Raw genomic sequence first — 15196 nt, forward strand, 5'->3', positions numbered from 1 at the left:
AATATTATACACCTATTAATGCTGTTAACTAAAAATGTATTAAGTGTTAATAAATTAGGCTATTCAAATTCATTTATTATTTCATATACCTTCTTTATTAATTCCCTTCTCGGCATTACACCTAACTCTATATCATTGATTATTCTTGATATTTCTTCAGGATTTTCTGATAAAAGTAATGAAAAGCTACCTATCCATGAGTTCAATTTTATAAGCTTTTTCATAAAATTTGATATTAATATGGGGTCTTTAGTCCCAATTTTTTCTGAGATTGCTATTATTAATGCCATAGGTCTTTCTTTCTGCAATTCCCAAGATGGTTCATCTAACATACTTTTACCCTAATTAACAGTATCTGTATTACTTTATTTCAGTTGTCTAATTCAATAATACCAAATCAATTCAATTATTTTATTTATAATAATTTTAAAACTATGGATATATTCTGTTTCCACTTTCCTTTAACGCTTTATATCCTGGAAGCCTTTTTTCAAGCTCTTTAAAGAATTCTTCGTTTTTAAGCGTGTCAATAAATTTTTCAACAAATTTGTTTTCTAATTTGTCTTTTCTCACGACAAAATCATAAATTTCATAACCTATTGGTATAAAATCTAAGTTAAAAATTTCTGCCATAGCTCTCAAAGACATACCTGCATCAGCCCTACCTTGCAAAATTGCAGTAGCTACGGCAGAATGCGTTTTAACCTCATACATATAACCTTTTATAATTTTTTCTGGATTTGTAACTCCTAGGTCTTTTAATAACTTATCCAGCAAAACTCTTGTTCCTGAGCCTTTGTTCCTATTTATTATAACTACATCATCTCTGAGAAAATCCTTAACCCCATTAATTTTTTTAGGATTACCTTTTTTAATTAATATTCCAACTTCTCTTGAATATCCTCTATATATGTATACTTTGTCTTCTAAACCCATTATCCTAGGCATGTGTATATTATAATTCATGGTATTTTCATCCAAAAGGTGAGATCCCGCTAAGTCAGCATCTCCTCGCTTAATAGCTTGCCATCCACCTAAGGAACCCACATTTATTATCCTAGTATTTTGTATTTTAGATATCCCAAGAATAACCTCAATTCCAGGACAATTGCTACCAATTATAGTTAAATCAGGAGGTTTAATTGAGGATGAAAATAAGTAAACATCTACTTCTTCGTTTTCTTCGAAATATTCTCTATTTTCTTCCGCAACTATATAACCATCGGAAATGCTAATTCCGGCAATTGAGCCAGAACCACTTAATATCGGATAAGCACTTAGACTATCTTTATTCCATACTAACTGAACAGGTATTAGTTCAGTAAATCCTTTGCCTGCATTTAATCTAAAAGGAATCTTAGCCTTCACTTTAGCTTTTTCAAAGTCTTTTTTCCCCATCATTTTTCTGACTACTGGATCAACAATGTTATACAGATTCATCATTGCAGATAATGGAAATCCTGGAAGGCCAAACAAGATCTTCTTACCTAAGACTGCTATAGCTGTTGGCTTACCAGGTCTTGACTTTAATCCATGTACTATAATTTTAGCTCCTATATCATTAAATACCTTATATATCATGTCACCATAACCGGCTGATGTACTTCCAGTCGTAATTAGAATATCAGCCTCCCTTATGCTGTTTTCAATTTCATTTTTCATCTTCTCATAATTATCAGGTAATATTCCCTTAAAATAAACTTCAGAACCTAGTTCTTTTAGCATTGATGTTATCACATAACCATTTGTATCATAAACTTTGCCATGAGGTAACTTGTTTCCGGGTTCTTCAATTTCCACTCCAGTTGAATAAACAATTATTTTGGGAGGCCTGAAAACTTTTACTTTATTTAATCCCAAACCAGCAAAAACTGCCAATTCCCTCGGAGTTATTTGAGTCCCCTTTCTTATTACTACGTCTCCAGTTGCAATATCACTTCCAGACATTGAAATATTTTCTCCAGGAGAAACCATCCTATAAACTTTTATGTTATTATCTTTCCTGCTAACATATTCTTCCATAACTATTGCATCAGCCCCCCTTGGAACCATAGCTCCTGTTGAGATCTGAGCTGCCTTACCTTCTGTAATTTCAATTGTTGGATTAGTTCCAACTTCAACTTTTCCTATAACCTCAAGTTCTTTTGGCTCTATTTCGCTGGCTCCTGCTAAATCTATTGATCTAACTGCGTATCCATCAACTGTAGATCTATCAAAAGGAGGATAATCTATAGGAGCAATAAGATCTTCAGCTAAAACTTTATTCACTGACTCAAACAAAGGAACCTCTATAACACCTAAAGTATTTATTCCATTTAATTCTTTTTCTATTAAATTTAAAGCCTCCTCTACGGAGACCAATTTATGAAACACTAGTGCCATGTTTTTCACCTAATAATCTAATAAAGCTCTAAACCATTTATTTTTATAAATATTTCTATTTGCAACTTAAAAGAGGTTAAAATTAAATCTCTTTTTAATATTTTAATCTATAAAAATAATAATACAGTTAAGAATTTTATTAATAGAGATGGTATAAATGAAAAAAGAGGCAAGAATTTTCATAAATAAATGTAAAGAAAACATCTGTTGTGGAATAATATTAAGATTTTATTCAATAGATGGCTTTGTCATTTCACTTAATGGATGTAAAGAGTTATGCGACAGACTTAAAGAAAGTGGATATTTTTATGAGCTATCGTATTTTAATGGAGATTGCAATTGTGGTATTAATAATAGTACGGAAGTAAATCAAAAATATCATTTATTTTTATTAAGTTTAATCGAAGAATTTGAAAATATTTATAAAAATGCGGGGGGTGGGGTTTGAACCCACGCAGGCCTACGCCAACGGGTCTTAGGCCCGTCCCCTTTGGCCAGGCTCGGGCACCCCCGCGCATTTATACAATTATCTAGCTTACCCTTAAAGTATTTATCGTTTGTTTTCCAGATAGGTTCCTTTTACCCTCTATCATAGATAATTCTACACAAAAATGAGAAACATATTTTTTTAGAATATAATGAAAAATCTTTATAAATATTTAGATCATAATATTAATCTTCTATATCTATGTTCATTTCTTTTATTTTTTGAAGATATTTGTCTCTAAATTCTGAGTTCATTTCTTTTATTTTTTTTAAGGCTTCAATAACCTTTTCCTTTGGATCTATACCTTCTTCCAAATCAATATATAATATTAACTTATTCTCAAGAGGATGAGGAACTTCATAATATGCAATATTTACGCCTTTTAATCCCTGTAGAGTTGTGGATAAAAGATTTCCCAAAGTATGATCCTCATTTTCTATTTCTATCTTATATATTCCCTGTTCGGTTTTGCTAATCTTAATATTGCCTACCATTTTATTACACCTTGCCTAACATTTCATACGTCTCCTTCCAACTATATTTAGTATATATCTTATTTTTATTCTCTTCTAAAATTCCTAAATTTAATCCCTCCTTTATAAAATGATCAGCTTCACTTATGTCTTTCTTGTAGATAGTCAAATAACATGCAAGAACTTTTTTAACGGCATTACTATAATTTTTATCTGATATTTCCTTTAGATTTCTTTCTAAATCTTTTGCTAAAGATATTACCTTTTCCTTATTTGCTGTAGTTATAATAAAGCCATCATCAATCTCCGTTTTATATCCTTGCTTACTTAAAATAAAGACTAAAATATCTAAAAAATCCCTTCCACCACTTGGATTAATATCGCCAATATTATACTTAAACCCATTAACTTTACCTTTATTAGATTCAAAAGATAATATTTCTTTTATTTTAGATTTAATATAATTAATATCTCTGGGGGTTACAAAGAAAATTATAATTAATTTGTTATCTTCTATTCTAATTAATGCCTCTTGGCTTGATATGATCTCATTAATTTTTTTAAAAATAGTTTCTGCATCGTACCCTTCTTTTAAACTAAAAACCAATTTCTTTTTTATATTTTTCATTAATGGCACCTACGGTGGTATCATTATTGTTTTTTTCATATCTATCTTTAAAAGTTTAGAAGTAGCTAAATTAGATATTTTTCTTTTTTCAACATTACCGCACTTAGGGCATTTAAGCTGGTCATTATTAATTGGAGTCATTACTTCCCCACATTTAGAGCACATAGAATATATTACACCAAATTGGGGTCCCTTTAATGAAAGATTGAATGGATTCGTTGAACTAATAACTTTAGCTAGTATAATATCTCCAGGCTTCACGATTTCAGTTAAATCATTATATTTATCTACACCAATTTGATTTGAAAGAATAGCACCAGATAAAGGACTTGAAAATTCATGTTCCCACTTAGGTCTTGGATATAAAACTATAACGCCAAATATGTCAACAAATATTATATTTTCTTTTACAGATGAGACTGAACATAAAACAATACTATTTTTCTTAGGTAATTTTAATTTTTTATGAGTATTCACAGATATCATCTTATTGTTGAGATCTATAGCTATTTTACCTAAGAAAGCCGACCTCAAAAATCCTGTTTCCTGATCTACATATACTCCTTCTCCTTCAACAAACTCTTCTTGTTGAGCTACAATTTCTCCAGGCACAACTACATCATTTTTCAAAGAGAACGACATCTACCTTTACCCTCCTTATCCTGCTTTTATGATGTTCCATTGAAGCTGGTATTGGAAACTCTCTAGTGCTTATTAATCTCAACCTATACCCCCACCTATAGCTTAAAGCAGAGTGGAAATTTAAATTTCCTGATTTGAGAACTGAATAAATTCTATTTGGACTCAATGAAAAAGCGTATTCTAAGAATGTTTTATCTGCATTTCTTTTCCATACACCAAAAGGGGGATTCATAATTATTAAATCTATTGATCCTTTTTTAATTAGACCTAAATTTTTGTTTATATAAGCATTTATTAAAAAAAGCCTTCCTTTTAGCCCTAAAGACTCTTCAGCATATAAACATTGCCTGAAAAATCTTTCATCTACTTCAATACCTATGGCTTTCGATGCGCCAAAAATTAAAGAGGCTAAAGCTATTCTACAAGTCCCTGAACCCAAGTCGAGAACTATCGAATTTTCAATCACATTTGAAATATAAGCATGATTAAGCATATCCAAAATAATTTCAGATGGAGTATTATATTGCTCTAAGTTACGGCTAGGACTATCTATCGAAGGTAATTCATTTTCTAGAAAAACCTTAACATTTTTAATTACATCTTTTTTATTCAAGACTAACACCAATATTAAGTTACCATGGGAACATATAGTTATCAATTTTGCCAGCTAAAGCCATATAAGCTTCTCCTGGCGTCAAAACAGGTTTCTCATAATCAATCAAATCATCTATGGGGATCCTAGGACAACTGGTTATTATAAACGCGTCATACCAATCATTATCAATAGATCTTAGATTAATCTCATTTATGTTTTCTGATGAAAGCAAAACATATTGTTTTTTAGATAACATTTTTATTATCATGTTTATTATAAAAGGTCTATATTGGCCAGTTTTTAAACCTATAATTACCCCCCAATGATTTGCTTCCATAGCCTTCGATATAGTAAATAATCTTTTTTTATAGTATTTAGCCCCTATTGGAGTAAAGTCTCTTACTGTATTACTATAAAGATCTATTTGAGCTATTGGCTTTAATGTAGCTAAATATAAACCCAATGGATGAAATTCTCCTCCACCTAAAAATATATATCCATCAATTTTTTTATTAAGAACTGGTCTAAAATCACAACCTATTATTTGCCCTGGCTCATAATATGGTGCTAATCCATTTGATTCGATAATATTATACTTTTTATTTGAAATAATATTAAAAATTTTATTATATAAATGGGTATGCTGCGCTGTCAATGCTACCGATATATTTTTAACATTATAACTATTTAATATTTCTAACGCCCTTAATACAAGAGTTTCATCAACATCTATTTTACTTAAAGCCTTAACAAATACTATTCTTTTCCTTATATTTTCAGGAAGGGATAAAGGAGATGCTATATAATTTGGATATTCTGAATGACCTATGTGAATAATTATATCTGGGTTAAGAATAGAAAATATTTGATTATATTGTAAATCGCATGCGCCATATATGCTCTCCATGTGGATTATTGGCTCTACACCGTATTTTTCTCTTATACAGTTAGCTATAGTGAGAGAAAATTGTTTTAAACCATCAGGAAGCTGAATTAAGACTTTCTTACCTTTTATTTCAATATCAGGAAAAATTAAAGTATAAGGAATACCGCAATCTAAACTTTCAGGCATTATTATTTCTCCGTTTTATCTTCAGATATTACAATTCTAGTTTTCTGCGGCAATTTTGAGGCTCCTCTTCTTAAAGCTTCCTTTATTTTTTCTATATCAGCTTTCCTACCCCATACTTCAATTAACTTATCTCCAGCATGAACTATAGCAGCAACACCTATAGGAGTACCAAAAGATAGCCTCATACCGTCTTGCAATCTGTCCGCTCCTGCAAATGCCATCATTTTATTTTCCCTTATTACCTGATGAGGATACTTTGGTATTCTCATATAATAGTGAGCATCTCCAACTTCTGTTGATAAATATTTACTTGTCATAACTCTTGCTGCTTCTAAGGCATTCGACCTTATTTGACCTGTTTCTAATGATATTAAGTCTAGCTTAACTTCATAATTTTTCAACATTTCTTTATTGCCCATTTCAAATTTTGTTATTTTAGGGGGTGGAGCGCCATGTATATACTCCTTTCTTGTATAAGGTTGACTAGTTATGTGCGAATAGCATCTTCCAGGTCTCATTGGCATACTTTATCACCTACTTTACTTTTATACTCAACCCCTTTAAAAGTTTGTATTCTATTAAAAAACTAACATAAGATCTCAAAGAATCTCAATATTTAAAAAATTATGGATTAAGCTTTTATTCAATTTTAGATATAATAAAATGGGTAAGTAGAATGCAGGAGTTGCCGAAAGAAATAGAAGACTTTCTTCTTAACGATGTACCAAAAATAGCTAAAGAAGTTGATGAGAAAAATGAAGTGCCAAAAGCATTCATTAATAATATGAAAGAAATTGGTTTATTTAATCTAAGAAAATATGGATTGGGGGGATTGTATAAGGCGGTAAGACTGGCATCGAGATCTAGCCCAGCTATAGCTCATATAATAATGATTAGTGGCTCAGGGTCGTTAAAATCAGGAATTGATAATTCTATCTTTTCTGTTACGATAACTGAACCTGGTGGAGGAACTGATATAAAGGCAAATTTAAAGACTGTTGCTGAAGAGGATTCGGAAGGTAATGCTATTATAAATGGAGAAAAAATTTTTGGAAGCAATGCATTATATGCAGATCATTTCATAATTCTGGCCCAGAGTTCTCAAGGCCCAACTCTCTATTTAGCAGAAAAACAGGAAAATATAAAAATCAAGCCCATGGAATTGATTAGCTTTAGAGGTGCAGGTATTTCAAATGTAATTTACCAAGGGACAAAAGCCAAGAGGATTTCTAAACCTGGAAAAGGGCTTAGAGAGGCTCTTGAACTTATTAACTTTGGTAGACTCGGTTATGGTTCTATAGCACTAGGAATAGCAGAGGGAGCCCTTAGCGAAGCAGGTAAAAATGCGTTAAGCAAGAAAATATTCGATAAAGAATTATCAGAATATCAATCAGTAAAATGGATGTATGCTGAAGTAGAAATTAAAATAAAATTACTTGAGTCTTTCATAGACAATGCAGTTCATAAATATGATAGCAACGGTTCTTTAGACCCATTAGATTCAGCCATATCAAAGGTTTCTGCAGGAGAGTTAGCGCAAAGGGCTACATGGATAGGAGTACAATTATTAGGAGGAAGAGGTCTTAGTTACGGGACTCTATTAGAGAGATTATCTAGAGACTCTAGAGTTTTAGACATAGGGGAAGGAGCAAGGGAAGTATTGCTTGACTTTATAGGAGATAATGCTATCAAGAAATATAAATAATTAATATTATAAACATTTAATGCATTTTTGAATCAATAATATAAATTGTGTAACTGTTATTTAGTTTTTGAAAGGAAAAATTTTTAAATATTAGAAATAAGTAAATATAACTAGGTGAAAAATGTGGAAAATAATGAAGTTAAACCTATAAAGGCCTTAATTCAATGCGTATCCGTACCTGACTACGATCTAGCTGCACAAATACTTAACTATTTGCTTGATAAAAAAGAACTAAGTGTTAGAGATTTAACCAAAGTTTTAAGTGTTAGTTATCCACTAGTTTTAAGAGTAGTTAATGACTTAGCAGGCTTAGGCATTGTTGAAACAAGTAAGCTAAAAGTTGAAGGCAGAGGTAGACCGAGAAAGTTAGTTAAAATTAACGTTAGCAAGCTCCTAGAAATGCTAGACGGTTGCAGAAAGAATTTAGATGAAGCTGAAAAGATATTAAAACAAAAGCCTAGAATTTAAATTCCATTAATTGCTTCAACAAAGTTTATTATTACTTTATTAGGGTCTTTTGCTTTCATAACGGCGCTTGCTATTAGAACTCCAGATGATCCCAACTCAATAGCCTTAACAGCATCATCTGGCATGGTTATACCAGCCCCAGCTAAAACTGGTATATTTTTAATTTTTTTGACTGCACTTACAGAATCAGTTATTATTTCAGGCTTAGCTCTTGATACAGGTATTCCGGAACCAATAAGTTCTGGGGGTTCAACGGCTATCATTGTTGGATCCAAATAAGCTATACCGGCTGCTTCACCAGAAGTATCGGCACAAACTAAAGATTCTTTTCCACCATCTTTAATCTTCTTCACTATTTTTTCTATATCCCTATAAACAATTTTATGTTCACTGTGATTTACTAAGGATCCTTTAACCTCTAAATATTTTAATGAATCAGCAGACAAATAACCAGTATAAGCACCAAATTCTAATGGATCTAAATGCTGCAAAAATATATCATCATAAATGCTGTTCAGTTTACTTACCATGACTGATGGGACTGCTAGTATTATGCGCACATTATTATACTTAGACGTCAATTGGTTTGCTGTCCTTGCTATATCTAACGCAACATTATTATATGCGGTCTCGTACGACTTAAAATTTATAGCAAACACGTACTTCATTTTAACCACAATTTATTTAGGAAGGTTTCAACTAAATATGCTTAACAGAAAAATCTATAATAAAAATTTTGTTACAATTCTTCCAATTCATGCCTCAATTTGGGCTTATAACCTAACTCAAAAGGCCTGAACCTTTTTTCTAGTTTCTTTAATACATCAGGTAATGTAGTATATTCCATATCTTCTGGACCTAATCTGTGCGGCATAAAGGGTCCATGCCTTCTCATATATTCTGCTATTATTTGAGCTTGCCTTCTGGTCTCATCATATGCAACATCATCAAATAAATCGCTTGGCCCTATTAAATTTCCATTTTTAATATTAAAACCTAGAGCAGCTACTCTTGGTGGTCCATCAAATCTAGTCATTTTTGCATCCTTTATTCCAACGGGCATTAGTGGACCTGTATGACTTCCTCTCATCCATCCTTCAACCAAATGAGGAAATGAAAATGGCTCTAAAATTTCACCTAAAGCTGGAAATCCGCTTTGAGCTCTAACAATCATTACTGGATCATCTTTCCCTATGTATTTTCCTGCTATGAGGCTGAGCCTTTCTGAGCTAATAACAGAAGCAATTTCTCCATCTTTTCTGTGAACAAATTTAACAACATATCTAGATGGTGTTCCAATTAATGCTAGCAAATCATATAAATCTTGAGGTATATTAAAATCTATAGCTTTTCCTTCATAAACATCTAAAACTGTAAATATAAAACCATCATGCATCCTAGGATCAATTACTAAACCAGCTGTGTTAAATGGATCAGCAAAAATTTTATACAAGGGTAAATTAAATGCTCCAGGTTCTGTTTTGTCTGCCATAAACACTACAATAGGCTCTGCAGGCCTCTCATTAAATTCCATTTCAGCAACTCCAGGACCCATACCTCTTACGTTGCCACTAAATGAACTACTCAATAAATCCTGGCCTGCTGCATAAAGTCCTAAATCTTTAGCCACTTTTGCTGCTTCTTCAAACGCGTTCCACGCAGTACCGTGAATTTCTTTATTATCTGTACCTTTCTTATGAGTCATTATAAGTTGAAGATCGTCACCTACTGCAGTAACATAATAATCTATTAACAACCCATTTTTCTTGGCATCGGCTAAAACTCTTGTTGCTGCAAGCATTGTATCAGGGTGCACCTTATGATGGCCAGCTAGACTACCTATATCAGCCTTTATGACACTTAATGTTATTTTTTCTCCCAATTCATGCGCCACTAAAATCACCGATAATTCTAGGTTGTAAAAATCCTTAAAAATCTTTCACTTTATGAAATATGCTGTCGAAAAATAATTATAAAATAATTTACCATGGAACGCTTTTCAACTTTAGCTTATATGCCGTATAATTTGTTAACCTATGTAATGCATAGATAATCACTGCAAAAGCTAACTCAGCATATAAATTAAACACCTTTCCAGCAAATAAATAAAGAAAAATTAATGCACCAACATAAAAGTCTAGTTGATCCAATAAAGGTGCAGGAGCTCCTCTTTCTAAACCTATTCTCCTTTTTATAAATGATGCTGTTAAATCTCCAAGGAGGGCCCCAATAGAAGCTATTAAAGAATCAAATAAGATATTGTGCCAAACTATTAGGCTTTCTATACCTCCTATTATAAGTCCTGCTATAATTCCCGATAAAAATCCACCCCATGTTTTACCGTCACCAAAAATTCTTCTTCCATCTCTCCATTTTTTCCCCATATCAATTGGAGGGAGGCCGTGTATAATAACAGGAGTTCCATTTGCTACCATTGCTGGTAGTATAAATACAAAAATACTTAGCAAATTATAGCCAAAGTTTACTAAATCCATTTCACACCATCCCTAATTATCTCATATCCCAATATTACTTTTCTAGGCTTTAGTAATTTTAATTCAACTACTTTTTCATTTAACTTGTTTGTGATTCCTATTGCCTTTGCCCAGGGTATTATCCATGTATCCATAGACATTTTGCTGCTATCAAAATCTTCCTGAGTTATTTGACCTGTAGCAAAACCGCCAACAATACTTAATAATGAAGAAATAAAAGATAGTTCTTTTTCTGAAGTATCATCATTGAAAGTTCTAAAAAGATAATTTATAGAGTCTATTATAATATATTTTTTCGATTCAATACCTTCTATAATTTCTTTTAATAGTTGTTCCTTTGTAACTACCAATTTTAAAGGGACATCATATATAAAATATTTACCATAGGTAAAAGTTTGAGCTTCTGTAGCTAAAAATACAAAATCCTTCCTTTTATTAATTAAATATTTTGAAATTTCAAACGCTAAATGAGTCTTTCCTGTTGCAGGTGGCCCATATATAACTAAAAATACATTATTATCAATAAAATTCGATATAAATGGATGAAGATTCCGCTCTTTTATACTCAAGAGCTTTCCTCTTCTTCAGATGTCTTTTCTACTAAAACTTCTCCTCCTGCTTCTTTCACTTTTTCTATAGCTTTTTTTGTTGCCTCTTTAACTATAACTTTTAATTTCTCATATACTTTTCCATCAGCTATTAATTTATCATAACCCATCTCAGTTAAGTTTACAACAATTCTATCCCCTTCTAAATTCCCAGTTTTCTTTAAATCATATGCTAGTTCATCAAGGTCTCTTAGGCTTATTTCATTTTTCTCATGCAATAATCTATTTCTTATTGGAGCGAAGCCTTTTGCTCCGTACCAATTTGGATAGTATTTTAGCATCCAAGTTTTTCTATGTTTATTCATTCCAGAACCTCCAGTACCTCCTTTGCTTCCAGATTTTCTATGCTGTCCTACTCTTCCCCATCCCATGGATCTTGTTCTACCTCTTAATTTCCTTGATTTTTTCCTGCTTCTTGCAGTCAAAGCCATTCTGTTCACCTACTTCCAACAAGTATTTAAAAGATTAGATTTAAAAATAAACTTGATCCTTAAGCCATCTTTAATATAAGTTCGTTAATAGCTTTACCCCTATACCCAAGTTCTCCATTTGGATACAGCTTTTTAATTGATAAATCAAATCCTCCACTAGGTGGATGCAACCTGAAGAATGGCTTAATTCCTTTCTCATCAAGTTTATTATAATATATTTCTTCTTTAATTATTTTATCGGCAAACTCTTCTATGTTACTTAAACCAAGCTTTTCCTTTATTACTTGATCTGTTATAGGCTTATCTCCAACAATTTTCCCTCTACGCTTTATAAGCTCTATTAATGTCTCCTTATTTATTTCTCCCCATGTAATAGCGGATTGTCCTTCTCTTAATATATCCTTTATCCCATTAAGGCTTTCTGCATATAATACTGAAACAAAATTCCTCCTTAACCTTAATATATCTAAAACTTTCTCTACTTTTGGATCTAGTCCACTAGAACCTCTAATTCTTATTATAGCGTAAACCAAAGTTATCACCTAGTCCAATCCATTGGTGTAATTGTTCTAAATGTATTCCTTAATGCCATATATGTAGCTCTAGCAAAATTATACGATGTTCTTGTTTCTCCAAAAGTTTTTGCCCAAACATCTTTTATACCAGCTAATGTTAACACTTTTTTAGCTACATCACCTGCAACTAATCCAGTACCTTTAGGTGCTGGCTTTAGTAATATAACTACACTTCCACTTTTTCCAATAACTGAATATGGCACACTGTGCGGCTCACCACATGTACACTCCCAGCTACCACAACCTCTTCTTATTGGAGTTATATTGAGCTTGGCATTTCTTATGGCTTTATCTATTGAATCCCTAAATTGCTTAGCTTTGCTTTTTCCTACACCCACATATCCATTTTTATTGCCTATAGCTACAGTTGCCCTATACCTTGCAATTCTACCTGCATCAGTCATTTTTTGAACCATTGTAACATCAATTATTTCAACCTGCAAATCTGGAAGAAGCACATCAACTATTTCTGGTTCTAAAATTGGCAAATTTCTCTTAAATATTTCATCAATACTTGTAATTTTACCTTCTTTAACAAGCTTTCCTACTTGTGTTTTAGGTTCCCAAACTTCTAATACTTGAGTGTTGCTCATTGTCTATCACCTTCCAAACTTATATTACTAAAGCTACTTTTTATTGAATTTAGTACCTCCTCAAAGTGCTTGGATAGCTCCTCTGGAGGTAACCTCTCTAATTGTTTTGAGAATTGCCTTTTATAAAATTCTGGATCGTTCTCTTTTAAATCTTGAGCCCATTTAGAAATACTTCCACATTTAATTCTCTCCTCATCGGGCAAAATATCATCAGAATGAGGAACTTTGATTCCGGCATCTAATAATCCTTTAAGAGATGCAAATACTCTACTTCCCTTAACTGGGGTTTGTAAACCTATATCTAAGACAACTTCTTTAATTCCCTTTTGTCTTGCTCTTAATCCAGCTAAGTATGCTGTTAAATATGCTGTACAAATGTTTTTACTGTAACCTTTCCAATTATATAGTTTTGATAATTCTTTACTATGAGCAGCTGCTATTACTTTATCACCTTTTGCGTCAAACTCCACAATTTGAACTAAAATATATTTATTAGTTTTCCTAACAACTGCTCTTGGTTTTTGTGATATAACTAGTTTATATCTGAGATGATAATCTGTTTTACCTTGCCTTCTTCTCTTTAAAGCCAATTTATACCTAGGTCCTTCTTTCATGCTTTAACACCTTTCATTAACTTATTTTCATCAATATATCTTCTTAAATCAGACAAGCTACTAAATGCATTACCTTTAGAGAGCCTATAAAGCCTTCTGTAAGCTTTAGAGTCTATCATTTCTTTATCTCTTAAATATTTCAAATAAGTTCTGATTTTTCTTATTTTGTTTACCCACTCCTCTTCTTCATCAACTCTTGTTTTCTTCGTGCCTTCTCTTTTACCATAGCCCCTACGATGCCCTTTAACCCTTTTTATATGCCTTATTAACCATCTATGAGAGTTTGTTTTCATTGGTATTTTCTTAATTAAACCCCTTTCAATTAAAGCCCTCACATCATCTTTTGTTATTGCTTGGCTTATTTCTTCTTCATTTTCAGGATCAGGGCTAATCCATACCCTACTCTGCCCTACTTTAAGTATTTCCGATGCAAGCCTTTTTTGAAGTTTATAATCCATATATACCACCATTAGCTACCCTAAAGCCTCTTTCTTTAGCTGCTTTAAGCAGTTCTACCCTTTTCTTAAGCCCTACAGAAGAAGCTATATAAATTATATGCGCGTTAGGACTTAACAATTCTAGATCTTTTTTATTTGAAATAACCATAGGAATTAATCCTGATGGGTGTAAACCTCTTATAGCATTCTTATTTTTATATCCAACCTTAACAATTGGAGGATATCCCTTTCTTTGTAACCTCATTTTTGCATCTATTCCTTTGGGCTTTCTCCAACTGTCGCCTAATCTCTTAAATCTCCACGATAAATATCTCATAAAATGAACTCTTCTCTTTTCTGAAATAGACTCTCTAATTTTCTTTCTTTGCTTAATTATATCCCTTGTTATTTGCTCAGAGCTCATTATTCAACCACCTCCCTTGAATAAATATAAATTCCATCCATAAACTTCCTTCTATCAAAATCTGTTATCTTTGTTGCTAGCTCTATGTTTGCAGCGCTTTGAGAAACCTTTTCTATATCATTTCCTTCCAAAATTATATCAGTACCTTGGATCTTTACATTGACACCTGGCAATATTATCGCATATCTTGGGGATTTTTCACCTATAAAGTTGCTTATTATTAATCTATTACCATCTTTCTTAACGCTTATTGGATAGTGACTGTATATTATTTTCAATTTATATCTAAATCCTCTGGTTACTCCGATAATCATATTTTTAACGTGAGCAACAACCGTGCCTACAGCCGCTTTTTTCTTAGCATCAGCAAAGAAGGCTTGTACTATAAGCTTATTATCTTTAATTTCCATATTAATTCCCTTCATATGAGAAAAATCTTTTTCTAGCTGACCTTTACTCCCCTTTACTATTACCCTATTACCTTCTAACTTTATTTCAACATTTTGTGGAATCTCTAAGTCTCTCATAGCCAGTATTTCTTTTGCCAATGTTAGCACCTACCTATCT

Annotated in this window: 22 protein-coding genes and 1 tRNA gene; 3 read left to right on the forward strand and 20 right to left on the reverse strand. The window is 32.1% G+C overall.

Annotated features, from left to right (window positions below; translation table 11 throughout):
- Positions 1-59: 59 nt before the first annotated feature.
- Together ACP5GV_RS00975 and ACP5GV_RS00980 are read right to left on the reverse strand one after the other, a co-directional pair.
- Entirely contained in the window at positions 60-332 is a 273-nt protein-coding gene (locus tag ACP5GV_RS00975) for a hypothetical protein (RefSeq protein WP_292321003.1), read from the reverse strand.
- A 100-nt stretch (positions 333-432) separates the two neighbouring features.
- Positions 433-2382, reverse strand: a complete 1950-nt coding sequence (locus tag ACP5GV_RS00980; RefSeq protein WP_428101809.1) for a molybdopterin biosynthesis protein — start codon at positions 2380-2382, stop codon at positions 433-435.
- A gap of 157 nt (positions 2383-2539) precedes the next feature.
- On the opposite strand from ACP5GV_RS00980, the gene ACP5GV_RS00985 reads away from it, so the two are divergent.
- On the forward strand, positions 2540-2830 hold the full coding sequence (locus tag ACP5GV_RS00985) for a hypothetical protein (RefSeq protein WP_428067967.1): 291 nt from the start codon (positions 2540-2542) through the stop codon (positions 2828-2830).
- Here the strand turns inward: ACP5GV_RS00985 and ACP5GV_RS00990 are convergent.
- From ACP5GV_RS00990 to ACP5GV_RS01020, 7 genes are all read right to left on the reverse strand, one after another.
- Positions 2812-2896: transfer RNA gene (locus tag ACP5GV_RS00990), tRNA-Leu, on the reverse strand. The two genes, ACP5GV_RS00985 and ACP5GV_RS00990, sit on opposite strands and share 19 nt — an antisense overlap.
- A gap of 158 nt (positions 2897-3054) precedes the next feature.
- Positions 3055-3363 (reverse strand): RpoL/Rpb11 RNA polymerase subunit family protein, encoded by a 309-nt coding sequence (locus tag ACP5GV_RS00995; protein WP_292320997.1) that lies wholly within the window; start codon positions 3361-3363, stop codon positions 3055-3057.
- Positions 3364-3367: 4 nt separating this feature from the next.
- On the reverse strand, positions 3368-3970 hold the full coding sequence (locus ACP5GV_RS01000) for a DUF2067 domain-containing protein (protein WP_428067965.1): 603 nt from the start codon (positions 3968-3970) through the stop codon (positions 3368-3370).
- Positions 3971-3979: 9 nt separating this feature from the next.
- Positions 3980-4612 carry an exosome complex RNA-binding protein Csl4 gene (locus ACP5GV_RS01005; protein WP_428089455.1) on the reverse strand — a complete coding sequence of 211 codons (633 nt, stop codon included), beginning with the start codon at positions 4610-4612 and terminating at the stop codon, positions 3980-3982.
- Complete coding sequence (locus ACP5GV_RS01010) at positions 4590-5225, reverse strand: METTL5 family protein (RefSeq protein ID WP_292320991.1); 636 nt, start codon at positions 5223-5225, stop codon at positions 4590-4592. Before ACP5GV_RS01010 ends, ACP5GV_RS01005 begins: the two co-directional genes overlap by 23 nt.
- Before the next feature lie 19 nt (positions 5226-5244).
- Positions 5245-6279 (reverse strand): diphthamide biosynthesis enzyme Dph2, encoded by a 1035-nt coding sequence (dph2, locus tag ACP5GV_RS01015; protein WP_428101811.1) that lies wholly within the window; start codon positions 6277-6279, stop codon positions 5245-5247.
- A gap of 2 nt (positions 6280-6281) precedes the next feature.
- Positions 6282-6803: a 50S ribosomal protein L16 gene (locus ACP5GV_RS01020; protein WP_428101813.1), complete on the reverse strand. Its 522-nt coding sequence runs from the start codon at positions 6801-6803 to the stop codon at positions 6282-6284.
- Between the two features lie 152 nt (positions 6804-6955).
- Here ACP5GV_RS01020 and ACP5GV_RS01025 point away from each other — a divergent pair, with 152 nt between their 5' ends.
- Together ACP5GV_RS01025 and ACP5GV_RS01030 are read left to right on the forward strand one after the other, a co-directional pair.
- Positions 6956-7984: an acyl-CoA dehydrogenase family protein gene (locus ACP5GV_RS01025; protein WP_428067960.1), complete on the forward strand. Its 1029-nt coding sequence runs from the start codon at positions 6956-6958 to the stop codon at positions 7982-7984.
- 123 nt (positions 7985-8107) lie between these two features.
- Positions 8108-8452, forward strand: a complete 345-nt coding sequence (locus ACP5GV_RS01030) for a helix-turn-helix domain-containing protein (protein WP_292320983.1) — start codon at positions 8108-8110, stop codon at positions 8450-8452.
- Here ACP5GV_RS01030 and tpiA read toward each other — a convergent pair.
- From tpiA to ACP5GV_RS01085, 11 genes are all read right to left on the reverse strand, one after another.
- Positions 8449-9120, reverse strand: a complete 672-nt coding sequence (gene tpiA / locus ACP5GV_RS01035) for a triose-phosphate isomerase (protein WP_428068081.1) — start codon at positions 9118-9120, stop codon at positions 8449-8451. The two genes, ACP5GV_RS01030 and tpiA, sit on opposite strands and share 4 nt — an antisense overlap.
- A 71-nt stretch (positions 9121-9191) precedes the next feature.
- Positions 9192-10334 carry a fructose-1,6-bisphosphatase gene (gene fbp / locus ACP5GV_RS01040; RefSeq protein WP_428068080.1) on the reverse strand — a complete coding sequence of 381 codons (1143 nt, stop codon included), beginning with the start codon at positions 10332-10334 and terminating at the stop codon, positions 9192-9194.
- A 100-nt stretch (positions 10335-10434) separates the two neighbouring features.
- Positions 10435-10947, reverse strand: coding sequence for a CDP-2,3-bis-(O-geranylgeranyl)-sn-glycerol synthase (locus ACP5GV_RS01045; protein ID WP_428067958.1), 513 nt, complete (start codon positions 10945-10947; stop codon positions 10435-10437).
- Positions 10938-11516: an AAA family ATPase gene (locus ACP5GV_RS01050; protein ID WP_292320977.1), complete on the reverse strand. Its 579-nt coding sequence runs from the start codon at positions 11514-11516 to the stop codon at positions 10938-10940. Before ACP5GV_RS01050 ends, ACP5GV_RS01045 begins: the two co-directional genes overlap by 10 nt.
- Complete coding sequence (locus ACP5GV_RS01055; protein ID WP_428067956.1) at positions 11513-11986, reverse strand: uL15 family ribosomal protein; 474 nt, start codon at positions 11984-11986, stop codon at positions 11513-11515. The genes ACP5GV_RS01050 and ACP5GV_RS01055 overlap by 4 nt, the downstream gene beginning before the upstream one ends.
- 59 nt (positions 11987-12045) lie before the next feature.
- Positions 12046-12528, reverse strand: coding sequence for a 50S ribosomal protein L30 (locus ACP5GV_RS01060; protein WP_428067954.1), 483 nt, complete (start codon positions 12526-12528; stop codon positions 12046-12048).
- Positions 12525-13154, reverse strand: a complete 630-nt coding sequence (locus ACP5GV_RS01065) for a 30S ribosomal protein S5 (RefSeq protein ID WP_292320973.1) — start codon at positions 13152-13154, stop codon at positions 12525-12527. Before ACP5GV_RS01065 ends, ACP5GV_RS01060 begins: the two co-directional genes overlap by 4 nt.
- Positions 13151-13768 (reverse strand): 50S ribosomal protein L18, encoded by a 618-nt coding sequence (locus ACP5GV_RS01070; protein ID WP_428067952.1) that lies wholly within the window; start codon positions 13766-13768, stop codon positions 13151-13153. The genes ACP5GV_RS01065 and ACP5GV_RS01070 overlap by 4 nt, the downstream gene beginning before the upstream one ends.
- On the reverse strand, positions 13765-14226 hold the full coding sequence (locus ACP5GV_RS01075; protein WP_428067950.1) for a 50S ribosomal protein L19e: 462 nt from the start codon (positions 14224-14226) through the stop codon (positions 13765-13767). The genes ACP5GV_RS01070 and ACP5GV_RS01075 overlap by 4 nt, the downstream gene beginning before the upstream one ends.
- Positions 14216-14629, reverse strand: coding sequence for a 50S ribosomal protein L32e (locus ACP5GV_RS01080; protein ID WP_428067948.1), 414 nt, complete (start codon positions 14627-14629; stop codon positions 14216-14218). Before ACP5GV_RS01080 ends, ACP5GV_RS01075 begins: the two co-directional genes overlap by 11 nt.
- Positions 14629-15177, reverse strand: coding sequence for a 50S ribosomal protein L6 (locus tag ACP5GV_RS01085; RefSeq protein WP_428067946.1), 549 nt, complete (start codon positions 15175-15177; stop codon positions 14629-14631). The genes ACP5GV_RS01080 and ACP5GV_RS01085 overlap by 1 nt, the downstream gene beginning before the upstream one ends.
- Between the last annotated feature and the right edge of the window lie 19 nt (positions 15178-15196).

The organism is Caldisphaera sp., from assembly GCF_049974385.1.
In the GTDB taxonomy this organism is placed as follows: Archaea; Thermoproteota; Thermoprotei_A; order Sulfolobales; family Acidilobaceae; genus Caldisphaera.

What these genes read in the sequence shown, in the direction of transcription:
- ACP5GV_RS01075 (WP_428067950.1), bottom strand. Translation starts at nt 14,226, where the DNA reads ATGGATTATAAACTTCAAAAAAGGCTTGCATCGGAAATACTTAAAGTA.
- ACP5GV_RS00985 (WP_428067967.1), top strand. Translation starts at nt 2,540, where the DNA reads ATGAAAAAAGAGGCAAGAATTTTCATAAATAAATGTAAAGAAAACATC.
- ACP5GV_RS01020 (WP_428101813.1), bottom strand. Translation starts at nt 6,803, where the DNA reads ATGCCAATGAGACCTGGAAGATGCTATTCGCACATAACTAGTCAACCT.
- dph2 (WP_428101811.1), bottom strand. Translation starts at nt 6,279, where the DNA reads ATGCCTGAAAGTTTAGATTGCGGTATTCCTTATACTTTAATTTTTCCT.
- ACP5GV_RS01025 (WP_428067960.1), top strand. Translation starts at nt 6,956, where the DNA reads ATGCAGGAGTTGCCGAAAGAAATAGAAGACTTTCTTCTTAACGATGTA.
- ACP5GV_RS00975 (WP_292321003.1), bottom strand. Translation starts at nt 332, where the DNA reads ATGTTAGATGAACCATCTTGGGAATTGCAGAAAGAAAGACCTATGGCA.
- ACP5GV_RS01065 (WP_292320973.1), bottom strand. Translation starts at nt 13,154, where the DNA reads ATGAGCAACACTCAAGTATTAGAAGTTTGGGAACCTAAAACACAAGTA.
- ACP5GV_RS01070 (WP_428067952.1), bottom strand. Translation starts at nt 13,768, where the DNA reads ATGAAAGAAGGACCTAGGTATAAATTGGCTTTAAAGAGAAGAAGGCAA.
- ACP5GV_RS00995 (WP_292320997.1), bottom strand. Translation starts at nt 3,363, where the DNA reads ATGGTAGGCAATATTAAGATTAGCAAAACCGAACAGGGAATATATAAG.
- ACP5GV_RS00980 (WP_428101809.1), bottom strand. Translation starts at nt 2,382, where the DNA reads ATGGCACTAGTGTTTCATAAATTGGTCTCCGTAGAGGAGGCTTTAAAT.
- ACP5GV_RS01005 (WP_428089455.1), bottom strand. Translation starts at nt 4,612, where the DNA reads ATGTCGTTCTCTTTGAAAAATGATGTAGTTGTGCCTGGAGAAATTGTA.
- ACP5GV_RS01000 (WP_428067965.1), bottom strand. Translation starts at nt 3,970, where the DNA reads ATGAAAAATATAAAAAAGAAATTGGTTTTTAGTTTAAAAGAAGGGTAC.
- tpiA (WP_428068081.1), bottom strand. Translation starts at nt 9,120, where the DNA reads ATGAAGTACGTGTTTGCTATAAATTTTAAGTCGTACGAGACCGCATAT.
- ACP5GV_RS01055 (WP_428067956.1), bottom strand. Translation starts at nt 11,986, where the DNA reads ATGGCTTTGACTGCAAGAAGCAGGAAAAAATCAAGGAAATTAAGAGGT.
- ACP5GV_RS01080 (WP_428067948.1), bottom strand. Translation starts at nt 14,629, where the DNA reads ATGAGCTCTGAGCAAATAACAAGGGATATAATTAAGCAAAGAAAGAAA.
- ACP5GV_RS01045 (WP_428067958.1), bottom strand. Translation starts at nt 10,947, where the DNA reads ATGGATTTAGTAAACTTTGGCTATAATTTGCTAAGTATTTTTGTATTT.